The sequence below is a fragment of the Actinacidiphila acididurans genome (assembly GCF_016918855.1).
Taxonomy (GTDB): domain Bacteria; phylum Actinomycetota; class Actinomycetes; order Streptomycetales; family Streptomycetaceae; genus Actinacidiphila; species Actinacidiphila acididurans.
The window spans coordinates 195,856-221,047 of sequence record NZ_JADKYB010000001.1; the positions used below are offsets into that span (position 1 = coordinate 195,856).

27 protein-coding genes and 2 pseudogenes are annotated in these 25,192 nt (G+C 70.5%); 11 read left to right on the top strand and 18 right to left on the bottom strand.

The window, feature by feature from the left end:
• Positions 1 to 179: 179 nt before the first annotated feature.
• From ITX44_RS00780 to ITX44_RS00790, 3 genes are all read right to left on the bottom strand, one after another.
• The gene (locus tag ITX44_RS00780) at positions 180 to 1,148 is read right to left on the bottom strand and encodes a quinone oxidoreductase family protein (RefSeq protein WP_205354971.1); all 969 of its coding nucleotides are present in this window, start codon (positions 1,146 to 1,148) and stop codon (positions 180 to 182) included.
• A 309-nt stretch (positions 1,149 to 1,457) separates the two neighbouring features.
• A complete protein-coding gene (locus tag ITX44_RS00785) occupies positions 1,458 to 2,906 on the bottom strand; it encodes an MFS transporter (protein ID WP_205354972.1) in 1,449 nt (482 codons plus the stop codon).
• A gap of 228 nt (positions 2,907 to 3,134) precedes the next feature.
• The gene (locus ITX44_RS00790; RefSeq protein WP_307795021.1) at positions 3,135 to 3,740 is read right to left on the bottom strand and encodes a TetR/AcrR family transcriptional regulator; all 606 of its coding nucleotides are present in this window, start codon (positions 3,738 to 3,740) and stop codon (positions 3,135 to 3,137) included.
• 111 nt (positions 3,741 to 3,851) lie between these two features.
• On the opposite strand from ITX44_RS00790, the gene ITX44_RS00795 reads away from it, so the two are divergent.
• Together ITX44_RS00795 and ITX44_RS00800 are read left to right on the top strand one after the other, a co-directional pair.
• Positions 3,852 to 4,679 (top strand): tautomerase family protein, encoded by an 828-nt coding sequence (locus tag ITX44_RS00795; RefSeq protein ID WP_205354973.1) that lies wholly within the window; start codon positions 3,852 to 3,854, stop codon positions 4,677 to 4,679.
• Between the two features lie 307 nt (positions 4,680 to 4,986).
• Positions 4,987 to 5,277: a DUF1330 domain-containing protein gene (locus ITX44_RS00800; protein WP_205354974.1), complete on the top strand. Its 291-nt coding sequence runs from the start codon at positions 4,987 to 4,989 to the stop codon at positions 5,275 to 5,277.
• 100 nt (positions 5,278 to 5,377) lie between these two features.
• Here the strand turns inward: ITX44_RS00800 and ITX44_RS00805 are convergent, their stop codons facing one another.
• The 5 genes and pseudogenes from ITX44_RS00805 to ITX44_RS00825 all read right to left on the bottom strand — a co-directional run bounded on the left by ITX44_RS00805 (position 5,378) and on the right by ITX44_RS00825 (position 9,614).
• The gene (locus ITX44_RS00805) at positions 5,378 to 6,784 is read right to left on the bottom strand and encodes an amidase (protein ID WP_205354975.1); all 1,407 of its coding nucleotides are present in this window, start codon (positions 6,782 to 6,784) and stop codon (positions 5,378 to 5,380) included.
• 88 nt (positions 6,785 to 6,872) lie between these two features.
• Positions 6,873 to 7,460 carry a TetR/AcrR family transcriptional regulator gene (locus tag ITX44_RS00810; RefSeq protein WP_205354976.1) on the bottom strand — a complete coding sequence of 196 codons (588 nt, stop codon included), beginning with the start codon at positions 7,458 to 7,460 and terminating at the stop codon, positions 6,873 to 6,875.
• A 4-nt stretch (positions 7,461 to 7,464) separates the two neighbouring features.
• A pseudogene (locus tag ITX44_RS42935) lies at positions 7,465 to 7,854 on the bottom strand (hydroxyethylthiazole kinase); the annotation flags it as partial.
• A 376-nt stretch (positions 7,855 to 8,230) separates the two neighbouring features.
• Positions 8,231 to 9,394 carry a PP2C family protein-serine/threonine phosphatase gene (locus ITX44_RS00820; RefSeq protein ID WP_205354978.1) on the bottom strand — a complete coding sequence of 388 codons (1,164 nt, stop codon included), beginning with the start codon at positions 9,392 to 9,394 and terminating at the stop codon, positions 8,231 to 8,233.
• Positions 9,378 to 9,614 carry a hypothetical protein gene (locus ITX44_RS00825; protein WP_205354979.1) on the bottom strand — a complete coding sequence of 79 codons (237 nt, stop codon included), beginning with the start codon at positions 9,612 to 9,614 and terminating at the stop codon, positions 9,378 to 9,380. The genes ITX44_RS00820 and ITX44_RS00825 overlap by 17 nt, the downstream gene beginning before the upstream one ends.
• A gap of 30 nt (positions 9,615 to 9,644) precedes the next feature.
• Here ITX44_RS00825 and ITX44_RS00830 point away from each other — a divergent pair, with 30 nt between their 5' ends.
• Positions 9,645 to 10,004 (top strand): DUF6415 family natural product biosynthesis protein, encoded by a 360-nt coding sequence (locus ITX44_RS00830; RefSeq protein ID WP_205354980.1) that lies wholly within the window; start codon positions 9,645 to 9,647, stop codon positions 10,002 to 10,004.
• Positions 10,005 to 10,228: 224 nt separating this feature from the next.
• Here the strand turns inward: ITX44_RS00830 and ITX44_RS00835 are convergent, their stop codons facing one another.
• The 5 genes from ITX44_RS00835 to ITX44_RS00855 form a co-directional block, all read right to left on the bottom strand.
• Positions 10,229 to 10,828: an alkaline shock response membrane anchor protein AmaP gene (locus ITX44_RS00835; protein ID WP_205354981.1), complete on the bottom strand. Its 600-nt coding sequence runs from the start codon at positions 10,826 to 10,828 to the stop codon at positions 10,229 to 10,231.
• 60 nt (positions 10,829 to 10,888) lie between these two features.
• Positions 10,889 to 11,395: a DUF6286 domain-containing protein gene (locus ITX44_RS00840; RefSeq protein WP_307795022.1), complete on the bottom strand. Its 507-nt coding sequence runs from the start codon at positions 11,393 to 11,395 to the stop codon at positions 10,889 to 10,891.
• 213 nt (positions 11,396 to 11,608) lie between these two features.
• Positions 11,609 to 12,007, bottom strand: coding sequence for an Asp23/Gls24 family envelope stress response protein (locus ITX44_RS00845; protein WP_205354982.1), 399 nt, complete (start codon positions 12,005 to 12,007; stop codon positions 11,609 to 11,611).
• Positions 12,004 to 12,291, bottom strand: a complete 288-nt coding sequence (locus ITX44_RS00850) for a hypothetical protein (protein ID WP_205355437.1) — start codon at positions 12,289 to 12,291, stop codon at positions 12,004 to 12,006. The genes ITX44_RS00845 and ITX44_RS00850 overlap by 4 nt, the downstream gene beginning before the upstream one ends.
• 40 nt (positions 12,292 to 12,331) lie before the next feature.
• Positions 12,332 to 12,793, bottom strand: coding sequence for an Asp23/Gls24 family envelope stress response protein (locus ITX44_RS00855; RefSeq protein WP_205354983.1), 462 nt, complete (start codon positions 12,791 to 12,793; stop codon positions 12,332 to 12,334).
• A 236-nt stretch (positions 12,794 to 13,029) separates the two neighbouring features.
• Here ITX44_RS00855 and ITX44_RS00860 point away from each other — a divergent pair, with 236 nt between their 5' ends.
• From ITX44_RS00860 to ITX44_RS00870, 3 genes are read left to right on the top strand one after another with little or no spacing between them, the layout of a single operon-like run.
• Entirely contained in the window at positions 13,030 to 13,623 is a 594-nt protein-coding gene (locus ITX44_RS00860; RefSeq protein WP_372440819.1) for an RNA polymerase sigma factor, read from the top strand.
• Complete coding sequence (locus ITX44_RS00865) at positions 13,614 to 14,270, top strand: hypothetical protein (protein ID WP_205354984.1); 657 nt, start codon at positions 13,614 to 13,616, stop codon at positions 14,268 to 14,270. Before ITX44_RS00860 ends, ITX44_RS00865 begins: the two co-directional genes overlap by 10 nt.
• Positions 14,267 to 14,734 (top strand): hypothetical protein, encoded by a 468-nt coding sequence (locus ITX44_RS00870; protein WP_205354985.1) that lies wholly within the window; start codon positions 14,267 to 14,269, stop codon positions 14,732 to 14,734. The genes ITX44_RS00865 and ITX44_RS00870 overlap by 4 nt, the downstream gene beginning before the upstream one ends.
• 222 nt (positions 14,735 to 14,956) lie before the next feature.
• On the opposite strand, the pseudogene ITX44_RS00875 reads toward ITX44_RS00870, so the two are convergent.
• The 4 genes and pseudogenes from ITX44_RS00875 to ITX44_RS00890 form a co-directional block, all read right to left on the bottom strand.
• Positions 14,957 to 15,073, bottom strand: a pseudogene (locus tag ITX44_RS00875) (IS5/IS1182 family transposase); the annotation flags it as partial.
• A gap of 110 nt (positions 15,074 to 15,183) precedes the next feature.
• Complete coding sequence (locus ITX44_RS00880; RefSeq protein WP_372440820.1) at positions 15,184 to 15,591, bottom strand: HNH endonuclease; 408 nt, start codon at positions 15,589 to 15,591, stop codon at positions 15,184 to 15,186.
• Between the two features lie 78 nt (positions 15,592 to 15,669).
• Positions 15,670 to 17,274 (bottom strand): phospholipase D family protein, encoded by a 1,605-nt coding sequence (locus ITX44_RS00885; protein WP_205354987.1) that lies wholly within the window; start codon positions 17,272 to 17,274, stop codon positions 15,670 to 15,672.
• Between the two features lie 175 nt (positions 17,275 to 17,449).
• A complete protein-coding gene (locus ITX44_RS00890) occupies positions 17,450 to 18,262 on the bottom strand; it encodes a GntR family transcriptional regulator (RefSeq protein ID WP_205354988.1) in 813 nt (270 codons plus the stop codon).
• A gap of 120 nt (positions 18,263 to 18,382) precedes the next feature.
• Here ITX44_RS00890 and ITX44_RS00895 point away from each other — a divergent pair, with 120 nt between their 5' ends.
• The 5 genes from ITX44_RS00895 (at position 18,383) to ITX44_RS00915 (ending at position 23,851) form a co-directional block, all read left to right on the top strand.
• The gene (locus tag ITX44_RS00895; RefSeq protein ID WP_205354989.1) at positions 18,383 to 19,678 is read left to right on the top strand and encodes a D-tagatose-bisphosphate aldolase, class II, non-catalytic subunit; all 1,296 of its coding nucleotides are present in this window, start codon (positions 18,383 to 18,385) and stop codon (positions 19,676 to 19,678) included.
• On the top strand, positions 19,675 to 20,838 hold the full coding sequence (locus tag ITX44_RS00900; protein ID WP_205354990.1) for an SIS domain-containing protein: 1,164 nt from the start codon (positions 19,675 to 19,677) through the stop codon (positions 20,836 to 20,838). Before ITX44_RS00895 ends, ITX44_RS00900 begins: the two co-directional genes overlap by 4 nt.
• A gap of 49 nt (positions 20,839 to 20,887) precedes the next feature.
• Complete coding sequence (locus ITX44_RS00905; protein WP_205354991.1) at positions 20,888 to 21,880, top strand: N-acetylglucosamine kinase; 993 nt, start codon at positions 20,888 to 20,890, stop codon at positions 21,878 to 21,880.
• Positions 21,877 to 22,827 (top strand): DMT family transporter, encoded by a 951-nt coding sequence (locus tag ITX44_RS00910; RefSeq protein ID WP_205354992.1) that lies wholly within the window; start codon positions 21,877 to 21,879, stop codon positions 22,825 to 22,827. Before ITX44_RS00905 ends, ITX44_RS00910 begins: the two co-directional genes overlap by 4 nt.
• Positions 22,828 to 23,002: 175 nt before the next feature.
• The gene (locus tag ITX44_RS00915; RefSeq protein ID WP_205354993.1) at positions 23,003 to 23,851 is read left to right on the top strand and encodes a class II fructose-bisphosphate aldolase; all 849 of its coding nucleotides are present in this window, start codon (positions 23,003 to 23,005) and stop codon (positions 23,849 to 23,851) included.
• A gap of 493 nt (positions 23,852 to 24,344) precedes the next feature.
• On the opposite strand, the gene istB is transcribed toward ITX44_RS00915, so the two are convergent.
• Entirely contained in the window at positions 24,345 to 25,178 is an 834-nt protein-coding gene (gene istB, locus ITX44_RS00920) for an IS21-like element helper ATPase IstB (protein WP_205354994.1), read from the bottom strand.
• Between the last annotated feature and the right edge of the window lie 14 nt (positions 25,179 to 25,192).

Below are 25,192 nucleotides of genomic sequence, written 5' to 3' on the forward strand. Positions count from 1 at the left end.
CTGGAGGGCCTGGGTGTCGGACAGGTAGCCCGGGGGCGATCTGGAGGGCGAAATGCCCGAGCTGCTCGCTCGAAGTCGTTCGCCAGCCGGCGCTTTTTGGGCGGGGGCGATCCGGAAAGTACCTCCAGACCGGCTGGCACCGGCCGCGTCACGGATCGCTTGAGCGGCTGTGTCGCTGTTCACGGGATGAGGAGCAGTTTGCCGGTGGTGCGCCGGTTCTGCAGGTCGTCGTGGGCGCGGGCGACCTGCTCCAGCGGGTATCGGGCCCCGATGCTCACCTCGAGTTCGCCGGTGCTGATCCATGTGAACAGGTCCTTGACGCGGCCGGCGAATTCGTCGGGGGTCTGCAGGTAGCTGGGCGGGTTGGGGTTGGTGACGAACAGCGACCCGTTTGTGTTCAGCTCCATGAGGTTGAAGGGGGGCACGGGCCCGCTGGACGTGCCGTACTGGATGAGCATGCCGCGCGGGCGCAGTACCTGGAGTCCGCCGGCGAAGGTGTCCTTGCCGACGCCGTCGTAGACGACGTCGACACCGCGGCCGCCGAGGAGTTCGAGAGTGGCGGCGGCGAAGTCCGCGGTGCTGTAGTTGATGACGTGGTCCGAGCCGTTGGCGCGGGCGATGGCGGCTTTCTCCTCGGTGGACACGGTGGCGATGACGCGCCCGCCACGCAGCTTGATGATCTGGGTGAGCAGCTGTCCGACGCCGCCGGCGGCGGCGTGGACGAGCGCGGTCTGTCCGGGCCGCACAGGCCAGGTCGAGCAGGCGAGGTAGTGGGCGGTGACGCCTTGCAGCATCGCCGCGGCGGCGGTCTCGTCGGTGATGTCGTCGGGCACCGCGACGGCGGAGGCGGCTGGGACGATCGCCTCGTCGGCGTAGCTGCCGCTCAGCCCGAACCAGGCGATGCGGTCGCCGGGGGCGTACTGGCGGACGCCATCGCCGACCGCGGTGACGGTTCCCGCTGCTTCCCCGCCCAGGGCGTAGGGCAGCTCGACCGGGAATGACCCTCGGCGGTGGTCGACGTCAAGGTAATTGACACCGGCGGCGGCGATCCGCACGAGCAGTTCGCCGGGGCCGGGCACCGGGGTTTCCCGCTCGACGAGAGTCAGCACGTCCGGTCCTCCGGTGTGGTCGAGCTCGATGCGACGCATTTGGTATCTCCTTGGTGAGGCGGCCTTGGCCGGGCCGCAGAGTGTGGATCTTTGTGGTGGGGGAGGGCCGGCTACCGGTGGTGCGCCCCACCGTCGACGGCCCGGGTGCCGTGGTGGGCGGCGATGACGGCCACCCGGGTCACGGGGAGGCGATCGGCCGACGAGGGCGCGCGCTTTCCAGGGCCTGGGCCAGGACGCGCCCGGCGCGCGCGGGCGCCAGAAGGGGATGGTCGTCGAAGCAGGCGAGGAGAGCCTGTTTTCCCGGCTCACGATCACTTCGCGTCCCCGGCCGGCCTGCCGCCGGGAGGGTCATGGCTTGGCGGGGACCTGCCCTGCCGCCGTGGCCGGGGCCGGGGCGGACTCGGATCGGGCCGCATCGCTGCGTCGCAGCAGCGGGAGGCAGGTGAACGCGCCCGCGAGCGACAGCGCCGCCGACCACCACCAGGCCTGGGTGAAGCGGTCGAGGGCGGCACGGTCGATCCGCGAGGAGCCGATGACGACGACCAGGACCGCGACGCCGAGCGTCAGGCCGATCTGCCGGTTCATCTGGACGACGGCGCTGCCGGTGGAGGTCTGGTGGCGGGCCAGGCCGCTGGTCGCCGCACCGACGAGGGTCGGTGTCCACAGGCCGACGCCGGCGCCGCAGAGAATCCAGCCGGGCAGGACCTCGGCGTAGTCCGGGCGTGCGCCCAGCGACGTTCCGATCAGTACGGCGCCGGTGCCGAGCGCGATCCCGCCGATCGCGGCGACCAGGCCGGCCGGGAGCTTGGAGGTGTAGCGGCGCAGGCCGAGCGAGGTCACCGAGACCATGACCGGTCCGGGCGAGATGGCCAGGCCGGTGCGGATCGCCGACCAGCCCCAGCCTTCCTGCATCCAGAACACCAGGCCGAGCAGTTGCAGGCCGAAGGCCAGGGAGAGCATGAACGCGCCGATGTTGGCCCAGGTGAAGGTACGGTCCCTGAACAGCGTGAGGTCGATGACCGGAGAGCTCGCAAGGGCCGAGCGCAGCACGGCCGCGGCGAGTGCGAGGGCCGCGACCATGAACGCGCCGACGATCGAGCCGCTGCCCCATCCCCAGGCCGGTCCCTGGACCAGCGCGAGGGTCAGCGCGCCGATCCCGGTCATCAGGAACGCGCCGCCCAGTAGGTCCGGTATGCGGGTCTCGGTGCTGTGCCGGGGGTCGGGCGCCGTCCTCATTGCCATGCCGAGCGCGGCCAGCGCGATGGGCACGTTGACGATGAAGATCCACCGCCACGACGCTTCGACCAGCAGGCCGCCCAGTGTCGGGCCGGCTGACGCGCCGAGCGAGCCGCTGATCGCCCAGACCTGGATCGACCGGGCGATGCGCTCCCTCGGCATGCCGTTGAGGATCAGGGCGAGGCTGGTCGGCATGATGGCGGCCGCGCCGACCGCCTGGACGCAGCGCAGCAGCACCAGCAGCCACACATTGCCGCACAGGGCCGCGCCCAGGCTGCCGGCGCCGAAGACCGCCAGGCCGAACAGGAAGGTCCCCTTCACGCCGTAGCGGTCGGCGAGCCGGCCCGCGGGGACCAGCAGCGCTGCGAAAACGATCGCGTACGCGTTGAGGATCCAGCTCAGGTCCGCGAGTGAACTGTGGTGCAGGGCCGCACCGATGGGCCGCAGCCCGACGTTGACGATGAACACGTCCAGCGTGGTCATGAAGGTGGCCGTGGACAGGACGGCGAGCAGGACAGCGGGGTGGCGGTGACGGGACCGCCGATCAGGGGGTTCAGTCATGAGCATGCTTTCGTGAGCGGTTGCACGCGCTTTCGCGGACCGGGCCCGGCGCGCAAGGGCGGCCGATTGCGGGCGCCGGATCATGGCCCGGAGCCGGCCGCCTTGCTCCCGGGCTCGCAGCCCGGCCGCGTGGTCAGGGGGCGGCTGAGTCGCCTTCCTCCCCTACTATGTAGGTCAACATACATATTTCAAGGAGGTGCGCCAACACACCCCCTGCCGTGGCCGCGCTCAGCCGTGCCTGCGGGCGGCGCCCTTCGGGGACACGCTCGCCGCGTGAGTGAGGAGCGCGTCGCGCACGGAGTCGAAGGGGGTGGGGCTGTGCAGGGCGCGTGCTGTGATCATCGCGCCCTCGACGCCCGCGATGACGGCGCCGGCCAGCGAGCGGGCCGCGGCCCGCTCGACACCGAAGACGACGAAGTGGAAGGCGAGGCGGTCGGTCATCTCGGAGAACGCGCGCCGGCCCGTCTCGCCGATCTCCTCCGCCTCCTGCCCGGCGCCCTCGGTGACCAGCGGCGCCACACCGCAACCGCGCCCGTAGCCGCTGGCCACCATGCCGTCGCGGCCCATATCGACGTAGCGCTCGATCAGTCCTGCCGTGCAGCCCGTCTCCTGTGCGGCGCGGTCGATGATCTCGACCTGCTCGTGCGCATGGGCTTCGGCCGCCTCTATCACCAGCTGCGTCTTGCCGCCGGGGAAGTGGAAGTACACCGAGCCGCGCGGTGCGTCGCTGAGCTTGAGCACGTCGGAGAAGGCCGTTGCGTGGTAGCCGCGCTCCCGGATGAGCTGCTTCGCCGCCTGCACCATCTTCCGCCTGGTGTCCGATCGCTGCCCCACGTTGCAACTCCCTCTTCGATATGTATGCTGGCTTGCATAATATCGGATCGCGACGACCGAGCCAACAGGCCGAGCGCCGACCCCGGACCGGTTCCGGACAGGAGTCCCCTCATGCCTTTCGTCGACATCTCACTCGCCCGCGGTAAGTCGCCTGAGTACCTGCGCGCCGTCTCGCGCGCGGTGCACGACGCGCTGGTCGCTGAGCTGAGGATGAAGCCTGACGACGACTTCCAGCTCATCCACCAGCACAACCAGGACGAGATGGTCTTCCACCGCACGTTCCGCGGCGGCCCGCGCAGCGACGACTGGCTCGTCGTGCGTGTCACCGACGGGCTTGATCGCGGCAAACGGGCCAAGCGCCGCTTTTACCGGACACTGGTCCGCCTGCTCCAGGAGGGCCCCGGGGTCCGGCCCGAGGACGTGTTCGTGATGATGACGCGGTCGGGCCCGGAGGACTTCTCCTTCGCCGGCGGCGTCATCGCAACCGACGTCGGCGCAGCCGAGACGCTGGACGCCGCCGCCGAAAACCCCGGCGCCCGCGCGGCCTACACCACCGCCGAGATGACCTACGCCCTCACCGACCTGTTCGAGCGCCGCGACCTCAGCCGCATCCGGCCGATGCTCCGTGGCGACATCGTCCTCAGCCTGCCTTCCTCACTGCCCTACGGCGGCGAGTTCACCGGCCTCGAATGGTTCGAGAAGCTGCTCACCGGCACGCCCGGCGGCGATGAGGTGTTCGAGTCCTTCACCATCCACGTCGATCAGGTCATCGAAGCTGACGGGCACCTCGTCGTCCAGCTCACCAACACTGTCGTCCCCAAGGCGACCGGCAAGCCCGGGGTCATCCGCAACCTGTGGCTGTTCGAGGTCACCGCCGGGCGCTTCACCAGCGCCCGGCTCTACGCGGACACCGCCGCCGTTGCCGGCCTCGCCGGCTGACGCAAGCCGCTGCGCCGCCGTGACCGGCCTTGCCAGCCGGACGGGATACGGGCGTGTATCAAGGCCATCGACCTGTGCCACACCTGCATGCCCAGCGCGGCGAACGCCCGCTCGGCATGCAGCCGATGATCCCGGGGGCTGCGGGCCGGAATCCTGCCGCTCCAGCAGCGCCTCGTACGACGCCGCCCGGTCTTCAGGCCCTGCGTCAGCGCCGACCGGCCGGGTCACGAGGCGGCGCGCCGCACACGGGCTGCCTGCCGTGCCCGGCTCTCTGTCAACCCCACATGCTTCCCCGGAGGGTGAGACTGTGACCGCATACGTGATCAGCGAGGCATACGTGCGCGATCCCGAGCTGACGGCGCACTACGCCGCCCTGGCCTCAGCCGCGATAGCCCAGTACGGCGGCACCTACCTCGTCCAAGGCGACCGCCCCACCGCGGCTGAGGGACGCTGGCCGGAAGACGAACGGCTGATCATCCTGCGGTTCCCGACGATGCAAGCCGCCCGCGCCTGGTACGACTCACCGGAATACGCGCACGCGCGCGCCATCAAACCAGACGCCCTCGAACGCCGGCTCCTGTTCACCGAGGGGCCCTAGGCACGATTCGTCGCTGTTCCGCCGGCCTCCCGTGGACCGGGCCGGGCGACAGGCGTACCTGACACCGCTGTCGCCCGGCCCCCGGGGCTCTTCCCGTCCGTCAGATGGCGGGGCGCTGGTCGCGGACCGGGCTCAGGGTTTCCAGCAGCGAGGCGACGTGGAGGATCGTCGACTCCGCGTACAGGTTGGCGGCCAGTTGCACGCCGATGGGCATGCCGTCGCTGCTCGTGCCGAACCGCATCGCCAGGGCCGGCAGTCCCGTGAGGTTGAACGGGACGGTCGTCGAACTCACATGGAAGGCGCTGACCACCTGGCCGTTCAGAGTGAACTCCCCGAGCCCGTGCTCGTGTGCGGGGATCGTGGTCACCGGGAGCAGCAGGACGTCGTACTGGTGGAAGAACTCCGCGAAACCGTCCCGGAGCCGTTCGACGCCCTGTTCGGCGCGGATGAAGTCCTCCATCGACGTGTCAGGCATGCCGGCCAGGAACGTGGAGTAGCTGAACATCTGATCTTCGTGTCCCTCGGTGACCTGCCGGAAGGCCGGCTTGACCTCCATGACGTTCAGCTTGGTCCAGATGTCGAGGGGGTTGTCCCGCTCAAGAGCCGGGATGTGCACGGCGTCGACCTGGGCTCCCGCTGCCCGTAGGGCTTCGGCGGCTGCCTGTACGGTGGCCGCGACCTCTGTGTCGGTCGGGCCGAGTCCCGAGTCGACCAGCCAGCCCACGCGCACAGGCCGGTCGGGAGAGGCACCCAGGCCGGTGTCGAATTCCCGCGTGGTGGTGGAGAAGCCGTCGGCGCCGTCCGGGCCGGTCAGCAGGGAGTACGCCAGGGCCAGGTCGCGGATGCTGCGGGCCATGGGGCCGACGTGCCAGTTGCGGCGGGGCACACGCGGCCAGACGCCTGTCATCGGGATGCGTCCGTGCGTCGGCTTGAGGGACACGACACCGGTGTCGGCCGCCGGTCCGCGCACCGAGATGGACAGGTCGGTCGCGAGTCCGAGGGGCGACATCCCCGCTGCGATCGCCGCGGACTCCCCGCCACTCGAACCGCCGGGTGAACGGTCGGGGTTCCAGGGGTTGTTCGTCCTGCCGGTCAGGAGGTTGTCGGACTCGATCCAGTACGAGAACTCCGGCAGGTTGGTCTTCGCCAGGAGGATCCCTCCGGCACCCTTCACACGCGCCACAGCGGTGGCGTCGGTATCCGGGACGCGGCCGGCGAAGATCGGCGAACCGCGCTGGGTGAGCACTCCGGCCGTGTCGAACGAGTCCTTGGCCGTGAAGGGCACACCGTGCAGCGGCCCCACCTCGACACCCGCCGCGAGCTGCTCGTCCGCCGCCCTGGCCGCGTCGAGCGCACCGTCGGCGAGCGTGACGATGGCGTTGACGGGCGCGTTGGTGGCCTGGATGCGGTCGAGGTGCGCCTGCACCACCTCCACCGAGGAAGCCTTCCCGGTACGGATCAGCTCGGCGAGCTCGGTCGCATCGGAATGGATGAAATCAGTACTCATGATGTGCCTCCTAGACCGGTCTACTCCATTAGACCAGTCGACTAGAAATGTGCACGCTGCTGCCCGCAGTGCGGGCGGCCGCTCCTTGTCAGACGTGCAGGATCCGGCGCGTGAGGGTCATGGCACGGTCCAATGGAGCGGGGCTGGCCTGTACTTTTGCCATGATGCTCGCCCCGAGCCACAGGTCGTATAGGGCCTCGGCCGTCACCCTGGGGGTGTCGTCGACGGACACGGACCCGTCGGCGACGCCGTCGGTGATCATTCGTTCCAGCCGGTCGGCGATGGCTGCGGTCCCGGCTTTCGTCGTCACGCGCATTGCTGCCGACAGATCGGCGATCTCCGCGCCCAACTTGACGACCAGGCAGCCGCCCTGGCAGTTGTCCGCCGCCTGTGTGTCGTAGAAGTACTGCCAGTACCGCATCAGGCGCTCCGCGGAGTTCAGCTCCGTGCTGGCGATGATGCCGTCCATGGTGGTGAAGTAGTCGTCGAAGTAACTCTTCATCATCGCCTCACCGAACGCGTCCTTGGAATCGAAGTAGTGGTAGAACGATCCCTTCGGAACGCCGGCCTCGGCGAGCACCTCGTTTATGCCGACCGCGGCATACCCCTTGGCCACGATGATGCGCCGCGCGACATCAAGGAGACTCTGGCGTGTTTCCGCTCTGCTGACCGGCATGGCTTCACCGTAACAGAAAAGTGGACCGGTCGTCTAGAATCGGCGCCCGGCCGGTGACGTGCCGGTTCGCCGGGCCGCTCAGGCAGGGGAGGCGTCGCGGGTGCGACCGCTGTCCTGGTCGTCGGGGAGCAGGTGTGTGAGCAGGTCGGTTCGTCCGGTGGCGGTTCGTCCGGTGGCGGTGCGTCCTCGCCGCGTGATCAGCCCGGACGGTGATGGCCGCCATTGTTGTGGCGAGCTGGTTTTCGTCGACCGCTGCGAAGGCGGACATCATCGCAGCCAGTGTGTCGCCGCCACCGCCGGCCACCCGGGTGAGCATGGGGTCTGCGTTGGCGATCCGCCAGTTGCGCGTTCCGTCAGTGACGAAGTCCAGGGGCCCGGAGACGGCGATCACGCCGCCGGTCCTGCGGACACCCGCAGCACAGGACGACTACCGCGCGCGGCGGCTCAGGCCCGCGCCGGCGTGGCTGGAGCGGCGCGCGGGCTGCCAGAACACGAGAAACGGTAACCGACAAGTCACTGGATGTAACTGAGGTGGGCCCAGCCGTCCTCAGCGTCGGGGGAGGCGGTAAGGACGGATCATCCCCGCGGCGGGCAGACCGGCCACGGACCCTCGCACGCGCATCGCATGGCTGGGAGCAGGACTCTCCGGGACCCGCGCCTACGCGTTCTTGAGCACGGGGGTAGCGGTGCGAGGCCGGCTCGGGCCGGTCGCCGGGGGCCAGGATCCAGGTGTCGGGGTTGGCTAAACGCTACGTCTGCTCCCGGCCAGTTCAGCCGGTGCCGTCCGCCGTGTCGCGCCGGAGGGCCACCAGTGCCACGTCGTCGCGCAGCCGCCCGGATACGTGGGCGAGCAGGTCCGCCGTCATCGCCTTGAGAAGGGGTTCCGGGTGGTGGTCGGCGGCCCGCACGCGGGCCCGCTCCAGCAGGGGGTAGAACGAGCCGTGCCGGTCGCGGGCCTCGGTGACGCCGTCGGTGTAGAGCAGCAGCCGGTCGCCGGGGGCGAAGTCGAAGGAGCTGACCACGTACGTGCTGTCGGCCAGCCCGCCCAGGCCGAGCGGCGGCGCGGACTCCTGCGCCTGGAGGTAGTGCGCCTGGCCGCCGCGCAGTCGCAGCGGCGGGGGGTGACCGCAGTTGATCAGGTGGACGTACGGTGCGCCGTCCGGGATCTCGATGATCGCGGCGGTGGCGAAGCGCTCCCCGGCGTCACCGCCGCTCCCGGCGTGCTCGGCAAGGCCCCAGCGGACGCTGTCCTCCAGCCATGCCACGAGTTCGGGCAGCGGATCCTGCCGGTGGGCGGCGGCCCGGAACGCCCCCAGTACCGTCTCGGTGTCCCCCACGGATTCGAGTCCGTGGCCGCGCACGTCGCCGATCAGCAGGCGGGTGGCATCCGAGGTACGGGCCACGGCGTACAGGTCGCCGCCCACCCGCGTGGCGCTTTCCGCCGCCAGGTACTCGGCGGCAATGGACAGGTGGCCGGCCCGCCGGGGCAGGGGGCGCAGGACGACGCCCTGCGTGACGTCCGACACCCGCCGCGTCCGCGCGAGCAGCCGGGCGAAGATCACCAGCAGCACCGACAGCAGCACCAGCGATCCCACCTCCACGAGCACGCTCTCGCTGCCCAGCGTGTGGCGTTCGAGTCCGGCCGAGGTCAGCGCGAGCACCGCCAGCAGGGCCGTCACCGCTCCGGCGCGCGGACCGGCGAACGCCGCGGCCAGCGCGACCGGCACCACGAGCACGTGGGCGAGATGGATGTCGCCCGGCAGGAAGGCGTCCGCCACGGGCACGCCGACGATCAGCGCGGCCGACAGCAGGAAAACGGCCAGCCGGGCACGCCCCGGCGGCTCCGGCCACGCCGCTGGGGGGAGGGCCCGGCGGCCCGTGCGCCACCCTTCCCGTCGCGTATGCCGGTTCGTCTCCTCACCAGATTCGGCCATGGGGTCGGAACAGGTGAATCATCCCCATTGTTCCCCCCTCCTTCGGGGGGGTGCCGTCGAGGCGCTTGAGCAGGAGGGCACGCAGCCCGCGCGTGCCCTCCTGGCCGACGAAGCCGAGGATGTCGATGGTCTTGCGGGTGGCCAGGGGCAGGTGGTCCAGGTCCTCGTCGCGCAGCACGATCACCCGTCCGTCCGGCGCCTGCCAGCTGCGTGCAAACACGGCCGATCGTGAGTCCCCGGACGGGTCGCGGTGAACGGCACGGTGCTCTACGACCCGGCGGGCCTGATCGAGGCCGGCCTGCCCTTCGATCGCGCCCCGTACGAGGCGCTCGTGGCCGCCGTGCTGGCCTGGCAGGCCCCCGGACTTCCCCCGTGCGACTACGCGCAGATCGCCGTGCAACTGACCGGTCACGTTCGTGCGGTGGCCGCCGACGTCCAGCGCCGCGTTGCCCGGCTGCCGCCCGACAGCGGCCGCCGGTTTCTCGCCGAAGCCGTCCTGGGGGAGACCGAACGGCGCCTGGCCGCCCGCCTGGAGGCGACCGCGGCGTGCGCGATGGACCGTGCACGGCTGGTGCGGGTGCTGTACGAACGGCTGGACCGCCTCACATAACAGCGTCGGTCCGTGGCTGCCCGGCTACGCGGCGGTTCATAACCGTCGTGCGGCAGTCGACGGGAGGCGGCGGGCAGGCCATGCGGGGCGTCGGAGGTGATCTCGCCGCGCGCAGCGACGACAGCCGTTCGTCGTCCCGTTGCTCGTCGTGATGGTGATCATGATGACCACCTTGCGGGGAGTCAGCCCAAGGCCCGGCAGTCGTGGAACGTCCGTTCGCCGGTTCAGGTGGCTCGGCGTGAGGCGTGGCGGGCGACTGCGAGGTTGATGTGGGTGGGCAGTACGTCCTGGCGTATGGCTTGGCCGGCGCGCTGTGTGGCCATTGCCACGCTGTCCAGGACGGGCGCGGGATCACCGTCCGGGTCGAGTGTGAGATCGATCCGTGCTTCTGCGTGACTGCGTGGCCCGCTCAGAGTTGCTCGCGCGTGCAGGACGCCGCTCAGGTTGCGGAGGTCGTCGGTGAGAGCGTCGCTGACCACGGTGTCGTCGATCCGCGCCGCAGACGGCGGGCTGCCGGGAAGCGGCAGGGCGCGATGGCGTCGGCCGCGGGCGGTTTGGGCCAGCAGCCATGCCAGGGCGAGGAGCAGCAGGGTGGCGAGGGCGGCGATGGTGGCCGGCCACCACCAGTTCTGGCCGGCCCACCGGGTCTGGTCGCCGTGGGGGACCAGGGCATCGTGCTCGCTGGTCAGTGGCCAGCCGCCGGGCGGGGTGAGGTTCCAGTGGCGGTAGATGGCGGTACCGCCCGCCAGCACGAGGAGTCCGCCGCCCAGCACGATGATGCCGGTCAGCGCCAGGAGCACGCGGTTGATCGTGGTGCGCATCATCGCCTTCCTTTCTGTCCACTCTTTGTGATCCGCTTCTGCTCGTGACAGATCCGGTCGGGGTCACGTTGGGCTGCGCCGTACGTGGATCGTCTGCTTCGGTGGGTGGGCCAGGCGCAGTTGCCCGGAGGCGGCGTCCCCAACCGTCTTGGTGAGTTCTGCCTTCACGTCGGCGGGATCGCGGAAGCGCACCTCGGCGCGGACGTGGATCCGGTGCCGGCCCACACGCACACGGGCGGCTGAGGTTCCGGGGACGCTCATGGTGGCGTCGCGCAGGATCAGTGCTGCACTCCTGCGGTCCACCACGGCCCGCATTCCTGCGGGGCCGCCGGCGGGGACCTTCATGGGAAGCTTGCCACGGTTGCCGCGGGTCAGGGCGAGGATGAGCAGCACCAGGCCGAGGGCGGCTGCGACGGCCGCGCCGGTGAGGATCCAGACGTCGTCGACCGGCCGGGTGGCGAGTTCGTTGCTCAGGGTGGTCCACCACGTGTTCGCGCGGTTTCCTGCGCGCGTCCAGACCGCTTCGAAGAGCAGCGCCCCGCAGGCGAGCGCCGTCAGCGAGGCGGTCACCGCGGAAGCGACGCGGCGGGCGCTCCGGGGCCGGCGTGAACTCGGTGCGGGCGATTGCCGTTTCGCGGATGCGGACCGGGAGGGTCGCGGGGACGGGTCTTGCGGGGTGCCGGGCGGCGGTCCGCCGACCCCAGGCGCCGGGCCTTCCCTCTGCTGATGCGCGGGCTCCCCCTGGAGAATGCGGCGGGTGCTCATGCTCGTCCCCTCATGCGTTCAGCGAACGCGGCGCTGTCGCAGGCTCTCTTTCAGCACGAGGCGGCGTACGGACACCGTCGTGTCGTCGATGTGCAGGCCGGTCAGGTGGCAGACCCGCTGGGTGATGTCGTGGGCGAGAGTGCTGCAGGCTCCCGCGATGTCGAGGGGGTAGGTCAGGTCCACCCGGACCGTGATGCGAGCCCTGCCGTGGTGCACGGTGGCCGAGCAGCGCGGAGGGTGCAGCCCGGCGCGGGCAGGCGGCATGCCTTCCCAGCGGGTCAGGGCTTCGCGAGCCGCTCGGCTGGTGAGCCGGGCCACGACCCGGCCCGGGATCACCGCCGCGCCGCGCACGGCAGCCTCGGGAAGCGGCTCGCCGCCGCCGTCGACGGCCTTCAGGTCAGGTGGTTGGTCGCTCACCGCACACGCACCTTGTGGCCGTTATGCGTGCCGGTCGTGTAACCGCCGCTGCCGGATGCGCTGCGGTTCGCGGAGGCGCCGCGCCGACGTTCGGAGCCCTGGCGCAGATCTTCCGCACGATTGTGAAGGTAGTCGGCGGCTGCTCCACCGTGGTGGAACAGATAGCCCGCTGCCAGGCCGGCCAGGCCCACCACGGCGACGACGACGAATGCGCCGAATCCGCCGAAGTAGCCTGCGAAACCCAGGGCCAGGCCGGTCAGGAGCCCTGTTGTGGTGGCTTTCATCGCTCTCCTCCGCTCTGCTCGCAGGGTGCCGACACCGCGGTCATGCGACGCGCCGCCCGCTGTCCTGCTCCTCGTCTCCGCTGCTGCTGCCGTCATCGGGGATGTCGATGTCGTCGACGGCGACGTTCACCTCGACGACTTCGAGGCCGGTCATGCGTTCCAGGGCGGAGATGACATTGACGCGTACGTCGGCGACGACATCGGCGATGGAGTAGCCGTAGTCGATGACGACGTCGAGGTCGACGGCAGCCTGCTCTTTCCCCACCTCGACGTGGACACCGCGGGTGATGCTGGGCTGGGTTCCCGGCATCCGCTCCCGGACGCCGCCGATGGTCCGGGCCATGCCGGCGCCCAGGTTGTGGATGCCGGGGACCTCACGGGCGGCTATGCCCGCCATCTTCTCCACGACGCTGTCCGCGATGGTGGTGCTTCCCCGGTCCTCCGGGGGGCGCAGTTCGTTCTTGCGCTTGTCGGTGTCGGGGCGGGTTGCCGTATCGGTCATGAGCTGGCTCCTCCCGGGTGCTGCGGGCGCCTGTCGAAGCCCGTCACTGAATTGGACGCATATGGGTGGAAAACGTCACACTTTTCTGTGAAGCAGTTCAGCTGGCAGGCCAGGATGCGGATGATCCCGCCGGCCAGCGGATCCCCGCTGGACAGGCCGCCAGAAGTCCGGGGAAGTGATCCGTGGATGTGCCGGAAAGCGGAACGTTCTCCTCGCCCCGGTGGGCCGGGGAAGACCTGGCCGGTGCGGAGGACGGGCGATCTCCTGTGCCGGAGGACGCCGGCGACGGTGATCTGGACGACGCCGTGCTGTCGGCGCGTGCCGCCGAGGGCGACGACGACGCCTTCGCGGTCCTGGTCCACCGTTGGAGCCCGCCGTTGCTGGCGGTTGCCTACCACATGCTGGGCAACCTCCCCGATGCCGAGGACGCCGTGCAGGACACCTTCATCCGGGCGTGGCGGCGCCTGCCGCAGTTCCGCGGGGACGCGGCGTTCGGCACCTGGATGTACCGCATTGCCACCAACCGGTGCCTCACCGTCCTGCGAGCACGCGCCTCCTCGGTGCCGCTCGACGCTGTTCCCGAAGCGATGGCTCACGACGCGGCCGGTGAGCCGGAACGTGCCGCCGAGAGCGAGGCCGCCACGCAGGCGCTGTCGAAGGCTCTGGCCGCTCTGCCGCCGGAGCAGCGGGCGTGCTGGGTCCTGCGGGAACTGCACGGCCTGTCCTACGCGGAGATCGCGCAGGTGACCGGAATGAGTGAGCCGACAGTACGCGGCCGGCTCTTCAGGGCCCGCCGCACCTTGATGAGGGAGATGGCCGCATGGCGATGACCGATACCGGTGCCGCCTTTCCCGGCCCCGCCCGGCGGGCGCGTGCCGCCGATCCGGCCGGCCTGGTGGGCGATGAGCGGCTGCCGTGCGGCCGCCTGGTCGGTGACGCCTGGAAGCAGGCCCGCGCCCACCCCTATGACCCCGATCCGCACACCGCGAACTGTCCCCACTGCCAGCAGGCGACAGAAGGGCTCGCATCGCTCGATCGGGCCACGCGTGTCCTGCGGACACGGCGCCCCGGCGCCCGGGCGGTCGCAGACCGGGTCATCGCCGCCGTGCGCGCCGAGACCCGCCTCGGCGCGCTGATTCCGCTCGACGACTCCGCCCGAGACCTGCGGATCGCCGAGATCCCGGCGGCCAAGGTCCTGCGCAGCGCCGCCGACCGGATCCACGGCGTGCGGGCGGCCAGCTGCCGGCTGACGCCCCGCGGCGACGGCACCACGGTGGACATCGCCATGACCCTCGCCGCCACTCTCGACCGGCCGCTGCCGGAACGTGGCGCCGAAGTCCGCGAGGCGGTAGCCTACGCGGCCCGACGGCAACTCGGCCTCGCCGCCGGGCGCATCGATGTGAAGTTCACCGCCGTCATTGAGACCGCGGCGCCCGCCACCGCTGGGCTCTCCTCACGCAATGCGAGCCGGCCATGACGAACCTCGACACCCTCAGCATCCAACAGGTCGCTGCGCGCGCTGCCTTGACGGTTTCCGGAGTCGCCGAGCTCCAGCCCGGCCTTGGCCAGTGCCTGGCCGGAGCCGCAGCCTGGGTCCGCCGCGGCACGGGCGCACCGCCCGCGCCGGCCGCAGGCGGTGTTCATGCCCACCACATGCCCGGACGCGGCGGCTGGACCATCGAAGTCCGCTGCGTACTGCACGGTGACCGCCGAGTGCTGGACGTCGCACGCGACGTCCACGACCAGGTGCGGACGGCGATCACTTCACACATGGCCGGGCACACTTCGCCGGAACCAGTGCAGGTCGCGGTGACCGTCACCCGCATCGCCGACTTCCGCGCAGGGACCCCTGACATCGAGCTGCCGGGGCGCTGCACAAGCAGCAGGGGCAGCAGCACCGAGGGGTTTGGGCCGACCCCCTGGAGGCACCGTGGCCAGTGACAACTACCCGGTCGGCTGGTTCCGCATTGAGCTTGGTTTTCAACCTCGCCGCTTGCCGGCAGGCGTCATGCCCGTCGACCGTGTCCACCTCCTGGCCGAAGTGCCTGTGGCGGCTCGCCTCCGCGCCTCACCGTCGGGGGTTCCGGAACGCCTGTACGCCGTAGGTCCTTCGCGTGAGAGTCCCGAAAGTGCGTTGGCGTCCGGGGCGGCTTACAAGTCATCTCATTTGGTGAGTCGGCGGTAGCAGATGAGAGTGCAGGCGATGCTGGCGAAGGCGAGGAAGTGGTCGGCTTTGCGTTCGTAGCGGCGGTGGAGTCCTCGGCAGCCGGCGAGCCAGGCCGTTGGGTCGGCCGCGCGGTGAGGTGCCTGCCGTGCAAGCGGGTCCTGTTCCGCGCGGCCTCCCGCCGAACCGGACATGACGGTTTCCCGGTCATCCGGCTCTCCCGTGACTACTGCGTGAGTGGTCTGGCCGGCCGTTCTGAGTGGATGCGGTCGTGGCAGGTGTCGCAGGCCACGACGGTTTTGCGGCGTCGGTGGAGCATGACGCGCGCCCAGTCGGAAGGCTGCCGTCCGGCATGTGCGAGGTCGGCGAGGGCTCGGACATGGTGCACTTGCACATTGCCTTTGCTTCCGCAGATTTCGCAGGTATCCGCCAGGAGTCTTGCGATGAGTTCCTTTTGCGGATAGTCCACCCTTGCCGGCTCGCGGTCGGCGATCCGTGCCGTCCGCTGCCGTTGGAGAGGAATTCCACCGAACCGTGCCACCAGTGGTTTCCTGTTCTTCCGTTCGATGCGGGCCTCGAAACAGACTCGGGGCCCGTTGGGGGTGTCGATTCGGGCCTTGTGTTTGGCGGCCATCTTCGGCACCGACGAACGGTGCTTGGCCGCAAGAGTCAGGGTGAGGAGCCAGGTGACGGACGAGGTCGAACCCCGGGCTCAGAAGGTCCCGGCGCGGCGCATCGCGCGGGGTCGGCCGTCAGGGTCGGCCAGGATGCGGGCGCCGACGCCCATGACAGCGGCGACGACGGGGGACATCTCAGGGGGCGCGCAGGGCCGCAGCCTGCCCGGCGGGCGGGGACCGCGACGGCCGCCGCGGTGCCAGGCATCCAGGGCCGCGGCGGACCGGGCGAAGGCGTCGAAGGCGGTCCGGGGCGCGCACAGGTCGTCGTCGCCTGCCTCGCCGGAACGGTCCAGGTGCTCGCGGGCCAGGCGCAGTCTCAGCTCGCGGGCGTAGGCGCGGGCGCCGTCGCCCAGGCCGCCGGGGTCACGCGGCTCGCGCGGGTCGAGGGTGTCGTCGACGACCGCGCAGGCCAGTTCGGAGTCATGGGTCCAGGAGCGCAGGTTGAAGTTGTCGGAACCGACGGCGGCCCACACGTCGTCGATGACACACACCTTCGCGTGCACGTAGACCGGTGTGCCGGCGTGATTCTCCGCGCTGTAGAGCGCGAACCGGTCGCCGCCCGCGCGTCGGAGCATTTCCACCGCGCGGATCCGGCCGATCTCGTTGAGCGGCTGTGAGAGCCTGCCGTCCTGGTCGGGAACGGGCGGGACCACCGCGATCATCCTGAGGTCCTGGTGGTCGGCCAGTGCTCGTGCGAAGCCGGCGCAGACCTCCTCGTTCCACAGGTACTGGTCTTCCAGGTAGATCAACGACCGTGCCCTGGCCAGGGCTTTGCCGTAGGCGCGGGCGATGCTGCGTTCGCCCTCCGGCGCGAAGGGGTAGCCGTGACGCAGCCGCGGGTATGTGCGCAGCACCTGCACTGCCGACCTGCCGCGCGGTTGCGGGTCGGGGAGTTGTCCGGGCAGGGGGTCGGCGCGGGTGTCCTGGCGCCGGGCGACCTGGCGCAGCCGCCCGGGCAGGCTCCGGCTGAGCGGGGAGGGGTCCTGCCACCGCTCGCGGAAGGTCGCCTCCACGTCGCCTACGGCTGGTCCGCGCACCGCGATCTGCAGGTCGTGCCAGGGTGGGGTGGGCCCGTAGGCGGCCGCGAAGGGCTGCGCCTTGGGATCGCCGCCGTGACGGGCGTCGTCGTGGCGGCTGTGGCACAGGTCGATCCCGCCGACGAAGGCGACGTCCCGCTCCGGCCGGCCCGGGTGACGCAGAACAACGAACTTCTGATGGTGCGAACCGCCCGCGCGCACCCGCATGTCCAGCAGGCACTCCCCGCCGGCGTCCTCGATCTCCTCACCGAGGTGCGCGTTCTCCCGCTCGCTGAACGACAGCCGGTCCCAGTGGGAGCGCCACACCAGCCCCTTGACCACCACACCGCGCCGGGCCGCGTCGCACAGCACCGTCCCGATCTCCGTCCCGGGGCCGCCGAGCGGTTCGTCGGGGTCACCGCGCCAGTCGGTGAACAGCAGCAGGTCGCCGGCCCGCTGCCCCCGGATCGCCGCGAGCAGTTCGCCGAAGTACTCCGCCCCGTGCACCAGCGGACGCACCTCGTTGCCGGTGGACCAGGCCAGCCCGTCACCACGACGCTCGTCAAGCCGGGTCGCCGGATTACCGCGCTCACCGGGGGTCAGCAGCCACTTGCCAAGATCCATGCGCCTGCTCTCTCTTCGCTCCGGCGGCCCTCAGTACCCGCCCTGACCACGCCTACCCGCGCCCGGGATGTCCAATGACGACGCATCGACCCGGCCGGGTGGCGCCGGGTCGCGCCGGAGCGGGTGGGGCCGTGGCCGACACCGCCGATATGGACGCTCGGTGAACGACGTCGACTCAGGACGTGATGGAGGCCCGGAAGTGGTAGCGGTCGCCGCGGTAGGCGGCCAGGGTCAGTTCGAGGGGGCGGCCGTGCTGGTTGTAGGCGAGCTGATAGGCGACGAGTACCGGTGTGGCGTCGGTGATCTCCAAGAGCTCGCGTTCGGTGTCGTCCGGCTGCCTGGCCTCCACCGAGTAGTCCGCGACCTGGGGATTCTGCGGCGGTTCGGCGCTGCGCAGCGTCGCGAAGAGTGACGCCTCGGTGAAGTCGGTCTCCGCCAGGACGGGGCACAGCGCAAGCGGCAGCCGGTTGTGCTCGAGGACGACCACTTGGCCATCGAGGAACCGTAGCCGCCGCATCTCGAATATGGCGGCGCCGGGCCCGACGCGCAGTGTCTCGGCCTCGGCGACGGTCGCGGGCCGGACCGCGGAGTACAGCACCCGGGCACGGGTGGCGAGCCCGTGCTTGGCAGCGTAGTCGGCGAAGCCCTCGACGGTGTGCGCGCCGGTGCCGGTGCCGGGAACGTCCGGGGCGCCGCTCTTCTGCTTCTCCGGGAAGGTGGCGGACTGCGCCACGAACCAGCCGCGGGCCGCGGCCGACTCGACCATGCCCCGGGCGGCCAGATCGGTGAGCGCCGCGCGCATGGTGACGCGCGACACCTTGTACCGCGTGGCCAGCGCCCGCTCCGAGGGCAGCCGGTCTCCGCCCCGGGCGCCGTCGGCCGAGACATCGGCCCACAGACGGGCCGCCACCTGGGCATACAGCGGCAACGCGTCGTCGGTCAGCAGGCTCTGGGGGAGGCGGGAAGGCGTGGTTTCCGAAGCAGGCATACCAGAAGCATACCAGAAGGCGACTATTGACGGCCACCAATAAGACCAGTTAGCGTTCCAAGCGAGCTCCGGGCCAATACGGCAATTGGGCTCAAAATGCACGACAGCAAGGGGTTGACAATGCAGAGCCCGTTGGACGAGGTGGTCCGGCGCCAGAAAGCCGGACGCCCGCAGGGCATCACCTCCGTTTGTTCGGCCCATCCGCTGGTCATCGAGGCGGCAGTACAGCAGGCACGCGAGACCGGCAGTCACGTACTGGTGGAGGCGACCTCCAACCAGGTCGACCAGTACGGCGGTTACACGGGCATGCGGCCCGCGGACTTCCGTGACCTCGTGTACCGCATCGCGGCCGCATGTGGTCTGCCACTGGACCGGGTGATCCTCGGTGGCGACCATCTCGGCCCGAACCGGTGGCAGTCCTTCTCGCCCGAGGAGGCGATGGAGCAGGCAACCGACCTTGTCACCGCCTATGCGGAGGCGGGCTTCACCAAGATCCACATGGACTGCAGCTTCCCCTGCGCCGGCGACCCCGTACCGCTGACCGACGACATAGTCGCCGCCCGCGCAGCGCGGCTGATCCGGGCGGTCGAGGACACGGTGGGCCCCGAGCGCGCCGAGCGGATCCGGTACGTGATCGGCACCGAGGTCCCCACGCCCGGTGGCGCGCACGAGACGCTCGGCGCTCTCCTCCCGACCGGGCACGAGGCGGCCCGCACGACCCTGGAGAAGCACCGGAAGGCATTCGCCGAACACGGCGTCGACGGGGTCTGGCCGCGCGTCATGGCACTGGTGGTCCAGCCGGCCGTGGAGTTCGACCACCTGCAGGTCGTCGACTACCGGCGGGAGTTGACCGAAGACCTGCGCAAGGTTCTGGACGACGAGCCCACCATGGTCTACGAGGCACACTCGACCGATTACCAGACCGCCGAGGCGCTCACCGCGCTGGTCGAGGACCACTGGGCGGTCCTCAAGGTCGGCCCGGGGCTGACCTTCGCCCTGCGCGAGGCGTTGTTCGCCCTCGCCGCGATCGAGGACGAGCTGGTGCCGGCCGCCGAGCGGTCGCGACTCCCCGAGGTCGTCGAGTGGCGGATGCTCGCCGAGCCGGCCAAGTGGGAGGGTTACTACCCGGGCAGTGCCGACGAACAGCGCCTGGCCCGCCGCTACAGCTACAGCGACCGGCTGCGTTACTACTGGCCCGACCCCGAGATCGAAGCGGCCCAGGACCGCCTGCTGCGGAACCTGTCGGCCGTGGACATCCCGCTGCCGCTGCTCAGCGCCCACCTTCCGCTCCAGTACGCCCGCGTCCGCCGCGGCGAACTCGCCGCCCGGCCGCGCGACCTGGCCATGGACCACGTCCGCGACATTCTGCGCGACTACGACCGCGCCTCCGACCCGAATCAGAAGGAGTACGTGTGACCACGCCCTCCGGCACGCTGCCCGTCGACGACGGCGCTGCCGACACCGTCCGCGAGATCGCCCAGCAGCCCGCTCTGTGGCGGGAGGTCGACCGGATCGTCGCGGCCTCCCGGGAATCGCTGGACGCCTTTCTGCGTCCGCTCCTGGCCCGCGGTGACCTGCGCGTGGTGCTCACAGGCGCCGGCACCTCCGCATTCGCCGGCCAGGTGCTCCAGCCGGCGCTGGCCCGGCGCCTGGGACGGCGCGTCGACGCGATCGCCACCACGGACCTGGTGGCCGACCCCCGCGGTCACCTCGCCCAGGACGTGCCCACGCTGCTGGTCTCCTTCGCGAGGTCGGGTGACAGCCCGGAGTCCGTGGCGGCCACCACCCTGGCCGAGCAGCTACTTTCCGAGGTGCACCACCTCGTGATCACCTGCAACGAGCAGGGCAGGCTGGCGCGCGATCACGCCGAGCGGCCGCATTCCCACGTGCTGCTGATGCCGGCCGGGTCCAACGACCGCGGCTTCGCCATGACATCGAGCTTCACGTGCATGACGCTGGCGGCGCTGCTCGCGCTGGGCGGCGACGCGTACGCCGGGGTCGCCGAACGCCTGGCGCGGGCGGTCGAGTCGATCATCGAGGACGGCGCCGTCGACCGCACCGTGGGCACCCTCGTGGACCGCGCCCCCGAGCGCATCGTCTTCCTGGGCAGCGGGCCGCTGAAGGGACTCGCCGAGGAGTCGGCGCTGAAGGTGCTCGAGCTCACGGGCGGGACACTCATGGCCGTCGCGGAGTCCTCGCTGGGCTTCCGGCACGGTCCCAAGGCGGTGCTCAACGAACGTACCGTCGCAGTCGTGTACATATCCAACGATCCGTACACCTGCCAGTACGACCAGGACATCGCCGCGGAACTGCGCGCGACTCTTTCCCCCGGCAGCGTCGTGACAGTCTCCGCCGACTCTGGCGAGGGCACGGAGGGCAGCGGCGACGGCGCCTGGCTGCTTCCCGGCCTCGACGGCGTCGAGGACGTCGCTCTGGCACTGTCCGCCGTGGTGTACGCCCAGCTCATCGCCCTGCGTGCCTCCCTGGCCCGGGGCATGCGGCCCGACAACCCGTTCCCCTCCGGTGAGGTGAATCGCGTGGTGCAGGGCGTGATCCTGCACTCCCTGCAGAACTGACCAGACAGATCAACGGCGCGGATCGAAGGCGCCGGACGGAGGTACAACGATGTTCCTAGGCGTCGACGGCGGGGGGACGAAGACCGCGTTCTGCCTGGTCGACCGGTCCGGGCGCGTGGTGGCGCGAGCGCAGGCGGCAAGCTCGTACTACTTCTCGCAAGGTATCGACCTTGTCGAGCGTGTGCTGAAGGAGGGCGTGACCGCGGTCTGCGCGGCGGCCGGGCTGGCACCGGCCGATATCGAGTACGCCTTCTTCGGTCTGCCCGGTTACGGAGAGGCGGCCGGCGACCTGCCGGTCCTGAACGCGGCACCGCGAGCGGTGCTCGGGCACGACCGCTACGCGTGCGACAACGACATGGTCTGCGGCTGGGCGGGTTCGCTGGGTGCGGTCGACGGCATCAACGTCATCAGTGGCACCGGCTCGATGACGTACGGCGAGCGGCAGGGCAGGGGCGTGCGCATCGGCGGCTGGGGCGAGATATTCGGCGACGAGGGATCGGCGTACTGGATCGCGATCCGCGGCCTCAACGCCTTCTCCCGGATGAGCGACGGCCGGCTGCCCGAGGGCCCCTTGAGCGGGGTGTTCCGGCGCCACCTGGAGCTCGCGTCCGACCTCGACGTGATCGACGTCGTCCACAACCGGTGGCAGGCGGACCGAGGCCGGATCGCCGCGCTCAGCCGTTCGGTGGCCGAGGCGGCCGGCCTCGGCGACGAGGTCGCCGCAGCGATCCTCACCGAGGCCGGTCACGAACTCGCCCGGCTCGTCGAAGTCACACGTGAGCGGCTGGAGTTCGGCCCGGGCGAGACGGTGCCGGTCTCGTACTCCGGCGGCACGTTCGGAGCCGGCGAGGTCCTGGAGGCGTTCACCGCCGGGCTGAAGAATCGTTTCACCAGCTATGAACTGCGTCACCCCCTGTACGAGCCGGTCGTAGGTGCCGCTCTGTACGCGGCGAAACTCGCCGGAACCCCGCTCCTCCGACCCGCGCTCGACGCGCTGCGCCAGGTCTCGGGTCCCCCTGCCTCTGGAGAGGACGGCCGATGAACTACGGCAAAAGAAGCTGGATCCTGTACGCGTCGCTGCTGGTCCTGTTCTGGGGTGTGTGGGGCGCCTTCTCCAACGAGCCGAACAGCAAGTACGGCTACCCCAACGAGATGATCTACATCATCTGGGCCTTCACGATGCTCATTCCCGCGTACTTCGCCATGCGCGGCAACACGTTCGACCGGCGGCCGGTCGCCGCCGTCTACGGGCTGATCGCGGGACTGACCGGCGCCGGCGGGCAGTTGCTGCTGTTCCGGGCGCTCGCCGACGGCCCGGCGTACCTGGTCTTCCCGCTGGTGTCGCTCTCCCCGGTGATCACCGTCCTCATGGCGATGGTGCTGCTGCGTGAGCGGATCACCCGGCTCGCGGTCGTGGGCGTGGTCCTGGCGCTGGTGGCGATCGTGCTGCTCAGCATTCCCGGTGGCGGGGGCGGCTCGCACGCGCACGGCCCCTGGCTGCTGATGGCGATCGGGATCTGCATCGCCTGGGGTGTGCAGGCGTTCTGCATGCGCAAGGCGGCACTCGTCGGCGTCAACGACGCGACGACCTTCGGCTGGATGACCATCAGCGGCCTGCTGCTGGTTCCGGTGGCCTTCGCGATGATGGGCGCGTTCCCGACCCACTATCCCTGGCAGGCACCGACGCTCACCGCCGTGACCCAGGTCCTCAACGCGATCGGCGCGCTGTTCCTGGTCATGGCCTTCAGCCGGGGCAAGGCCTCGGTGGTGGCGCCGATCACCAACGCCCTGGCTCCGGTGCTGACCATTGTCCTGTCCCTGGCGGTCTATCAGACGCTGCCCAGCGTGTGGGGCTCCATCGGCATCGTGCTCGCTCTCGGCGGCTCGACCTTGATGGTCTACAGCGACGAGAAGGGCGGCGAGGATTCCGTGGCCCCGGGCGTGCTGGACGGCTCCGAGGACCTGGCTCCGGTCACGCAGAAGAGCTGATCGCCGCTCGGGTGTTCCGGCCGGTACGGATGGGACACGCCATCCGTACCGGCAGCCCCGGGCAGCCGCGCCGGGCGTCCTGCGCACCGGAGGGACCTGACCGGCCGGGTCGACCGGACGGACCGGAGCGACCGGAGCGACCGTCAAAGCGATATGAAAGCGAGGGATTGTCCCCATGCCCCTGGTTCCGACGCGTGAACTCGTCTCGAAAGCCGCCGCTGCCGGCCGGGCCGTCGCCGCCTTCAACGTGATCACGCTGGAGCACGCAGAGGCGATCACCGCCGGTGCGTCGGCAGCGGGCAGCCCGGTGATCCTGCAGATCAGCGAGAACGCCGTGCGGTTCCACGGCGGGCGGGTCGCGCCGATCGCGCGGGCCGCGGCCGAGGTAGCCCGGGCCTGCGATATCGACGTCGCGTTGCACCTGGACCATGTGACGGACATGCGGCTGCTGCGTACGGCGGCGGACGCCGGCTTCTCGTCCGCCATGTTCGACGCCGGTGCCCAGCCGTACGCGGACAACCTTGCGGCCACCCGTGCCGCGGTGGAGTGGGCCCATGGCGCCGGGGTGTGGCTGGAGGCCGAACTCGGCTATGTGGGCGGCAAACCCGACGCCCCAGCGAGCGCTCACGCGGCCGGAGTGCGCACCGATCCGCGGGAGGCGGCGAGCTATGTCGCGGATACCGGCGTGGACGCCTTGGCCGTCGCCGTCGGCAGCAGCCACGCGATGACCGATCGCTCGGCCTCCCTGGACCACGAGCTGATCGAACGACTTCGAGAGGCCGTCCCGGTTCCACTGGTCCTGCACGGTTCGTCGGGCGTCGGCGACGAAGAACTGCGCCGAGCCGTCCGGGCGGGCATAGTCAAGATCAACATCGGGACCGCCCTCAACATCGCCTTCACCCGCGCGGTCCGCGAGACCCTGGCGGCGAACCCCGATCTCACCGACCCCCGCCCCTACCTCGCCCGCGGCCGGGAGGCGATGGCGGAGACCGTACGTCTGCTGCTCGGCGTGGTGAGCGGCTGAGCCGTGCGGTGTCGGCCTGAGCATCGTCGGCGCTTGCTGGATCCGTGCTGGATCACCCGCCGGTTTCGTGCCGACGCCGCAGGCCGCGGCTTTGCGGTCAGCGTGCCCCTTCAACCGTCTCCGGTGTCGCCGCGGCGGTGGCCTGGCGTGACCGGATCACTGTGCGGTGCAGCTCGAGCGGCTCGAACAAGGGCCGGGCTCTCGCCACGATGAGCTCCTCCGAGCTTGTTCTGCTTTGACGGACACGATCGGTGTGGTGGTCGGTCCGGCTCGGATGGTGCAACGGCATTGCTGACGCGAACCAGGACGTCCGGGTCCACCGCCTCGGCCAAGGTGATCGGCTGCGCGCGTTCTTCACCGGAAAAGCCCAGCTCGTCATCTCTACCCGCTTGTCAAGGGACAGTTCGATCTCCCCGCTGGCGGACATCTGGCCTCCCCGCTGGTGGACGTCAAAGATCCTCGGGTGGACAGCGTTTCTCCCCAGTGGGTGGGGTCAGTTCAGGGGGACGACACCGCGACCGGTGGTGGCCTCGTTGAGGCGGTGGCTGTCACCTTGGGTGACGGCGACGTGGGCGTGGTGAAGGAGCCGGTCGACGGTCGCGGTCGCGAGGGTCTTGGGCATGATCTCGTCGAAGCCGGCTGGGTGAAGGTTGCTGCTGACGGCCGGACTGCGGCGTTCGGAGGCGGCATCGACCAGGCGGTAGAAGCCTTCTGCGGCATCCGGGGAGATCGGCAGGAGGCCGATATCATCCACGATGATCAAGTCGGTGCGGGTGATTCGGGCGACGGCTTTGGACACGGAGTCGTCGACGCGGTGACGCCGGACCAGGGCCCCAAGGTCCTCGATGGTGAACCAGGTGACGCTCATCCCGGCATCGACGGCGGCCTGTCCCAGAGCTTCGCAGAAGTGCGATTTTCCGGTCCCGGACGGGCCGACGACGCAGAGGTTCTCCCGGCGGCCGACCCACTCCAGGGTCCGCAGCGCCGACTGGGTGGGGACCGGAATGGAGGAGGCGTCCTCGTTCCAGATGTGGAAGGTCTTGCCGGTGGGGAACGCCGCGTGTTGGCGGCGGGTGCGCAGGTTGGAGGCATTGCGCCCGGCGGCTTCCTTGGCGAGCAGGGCCCGGACGACCTCGGCGGGGTCCCAGCGCTGTGCTTTGGCGACCGGGACGATCTCGGTCAGGGCGCGTCGGATGTGCGGGAGTTTCAGGTTGCGTGTCAGCGCGATCGCCTCGTCGAGGGCAGCGCCGGAGGTCGCGGCGACCGCGGAGGCCGGGGCTTGGGCCCGGGGACGCGGGACGGACAGGGTGCTGGTGGTGTCGCTCATGGGCAGGGGGTCTT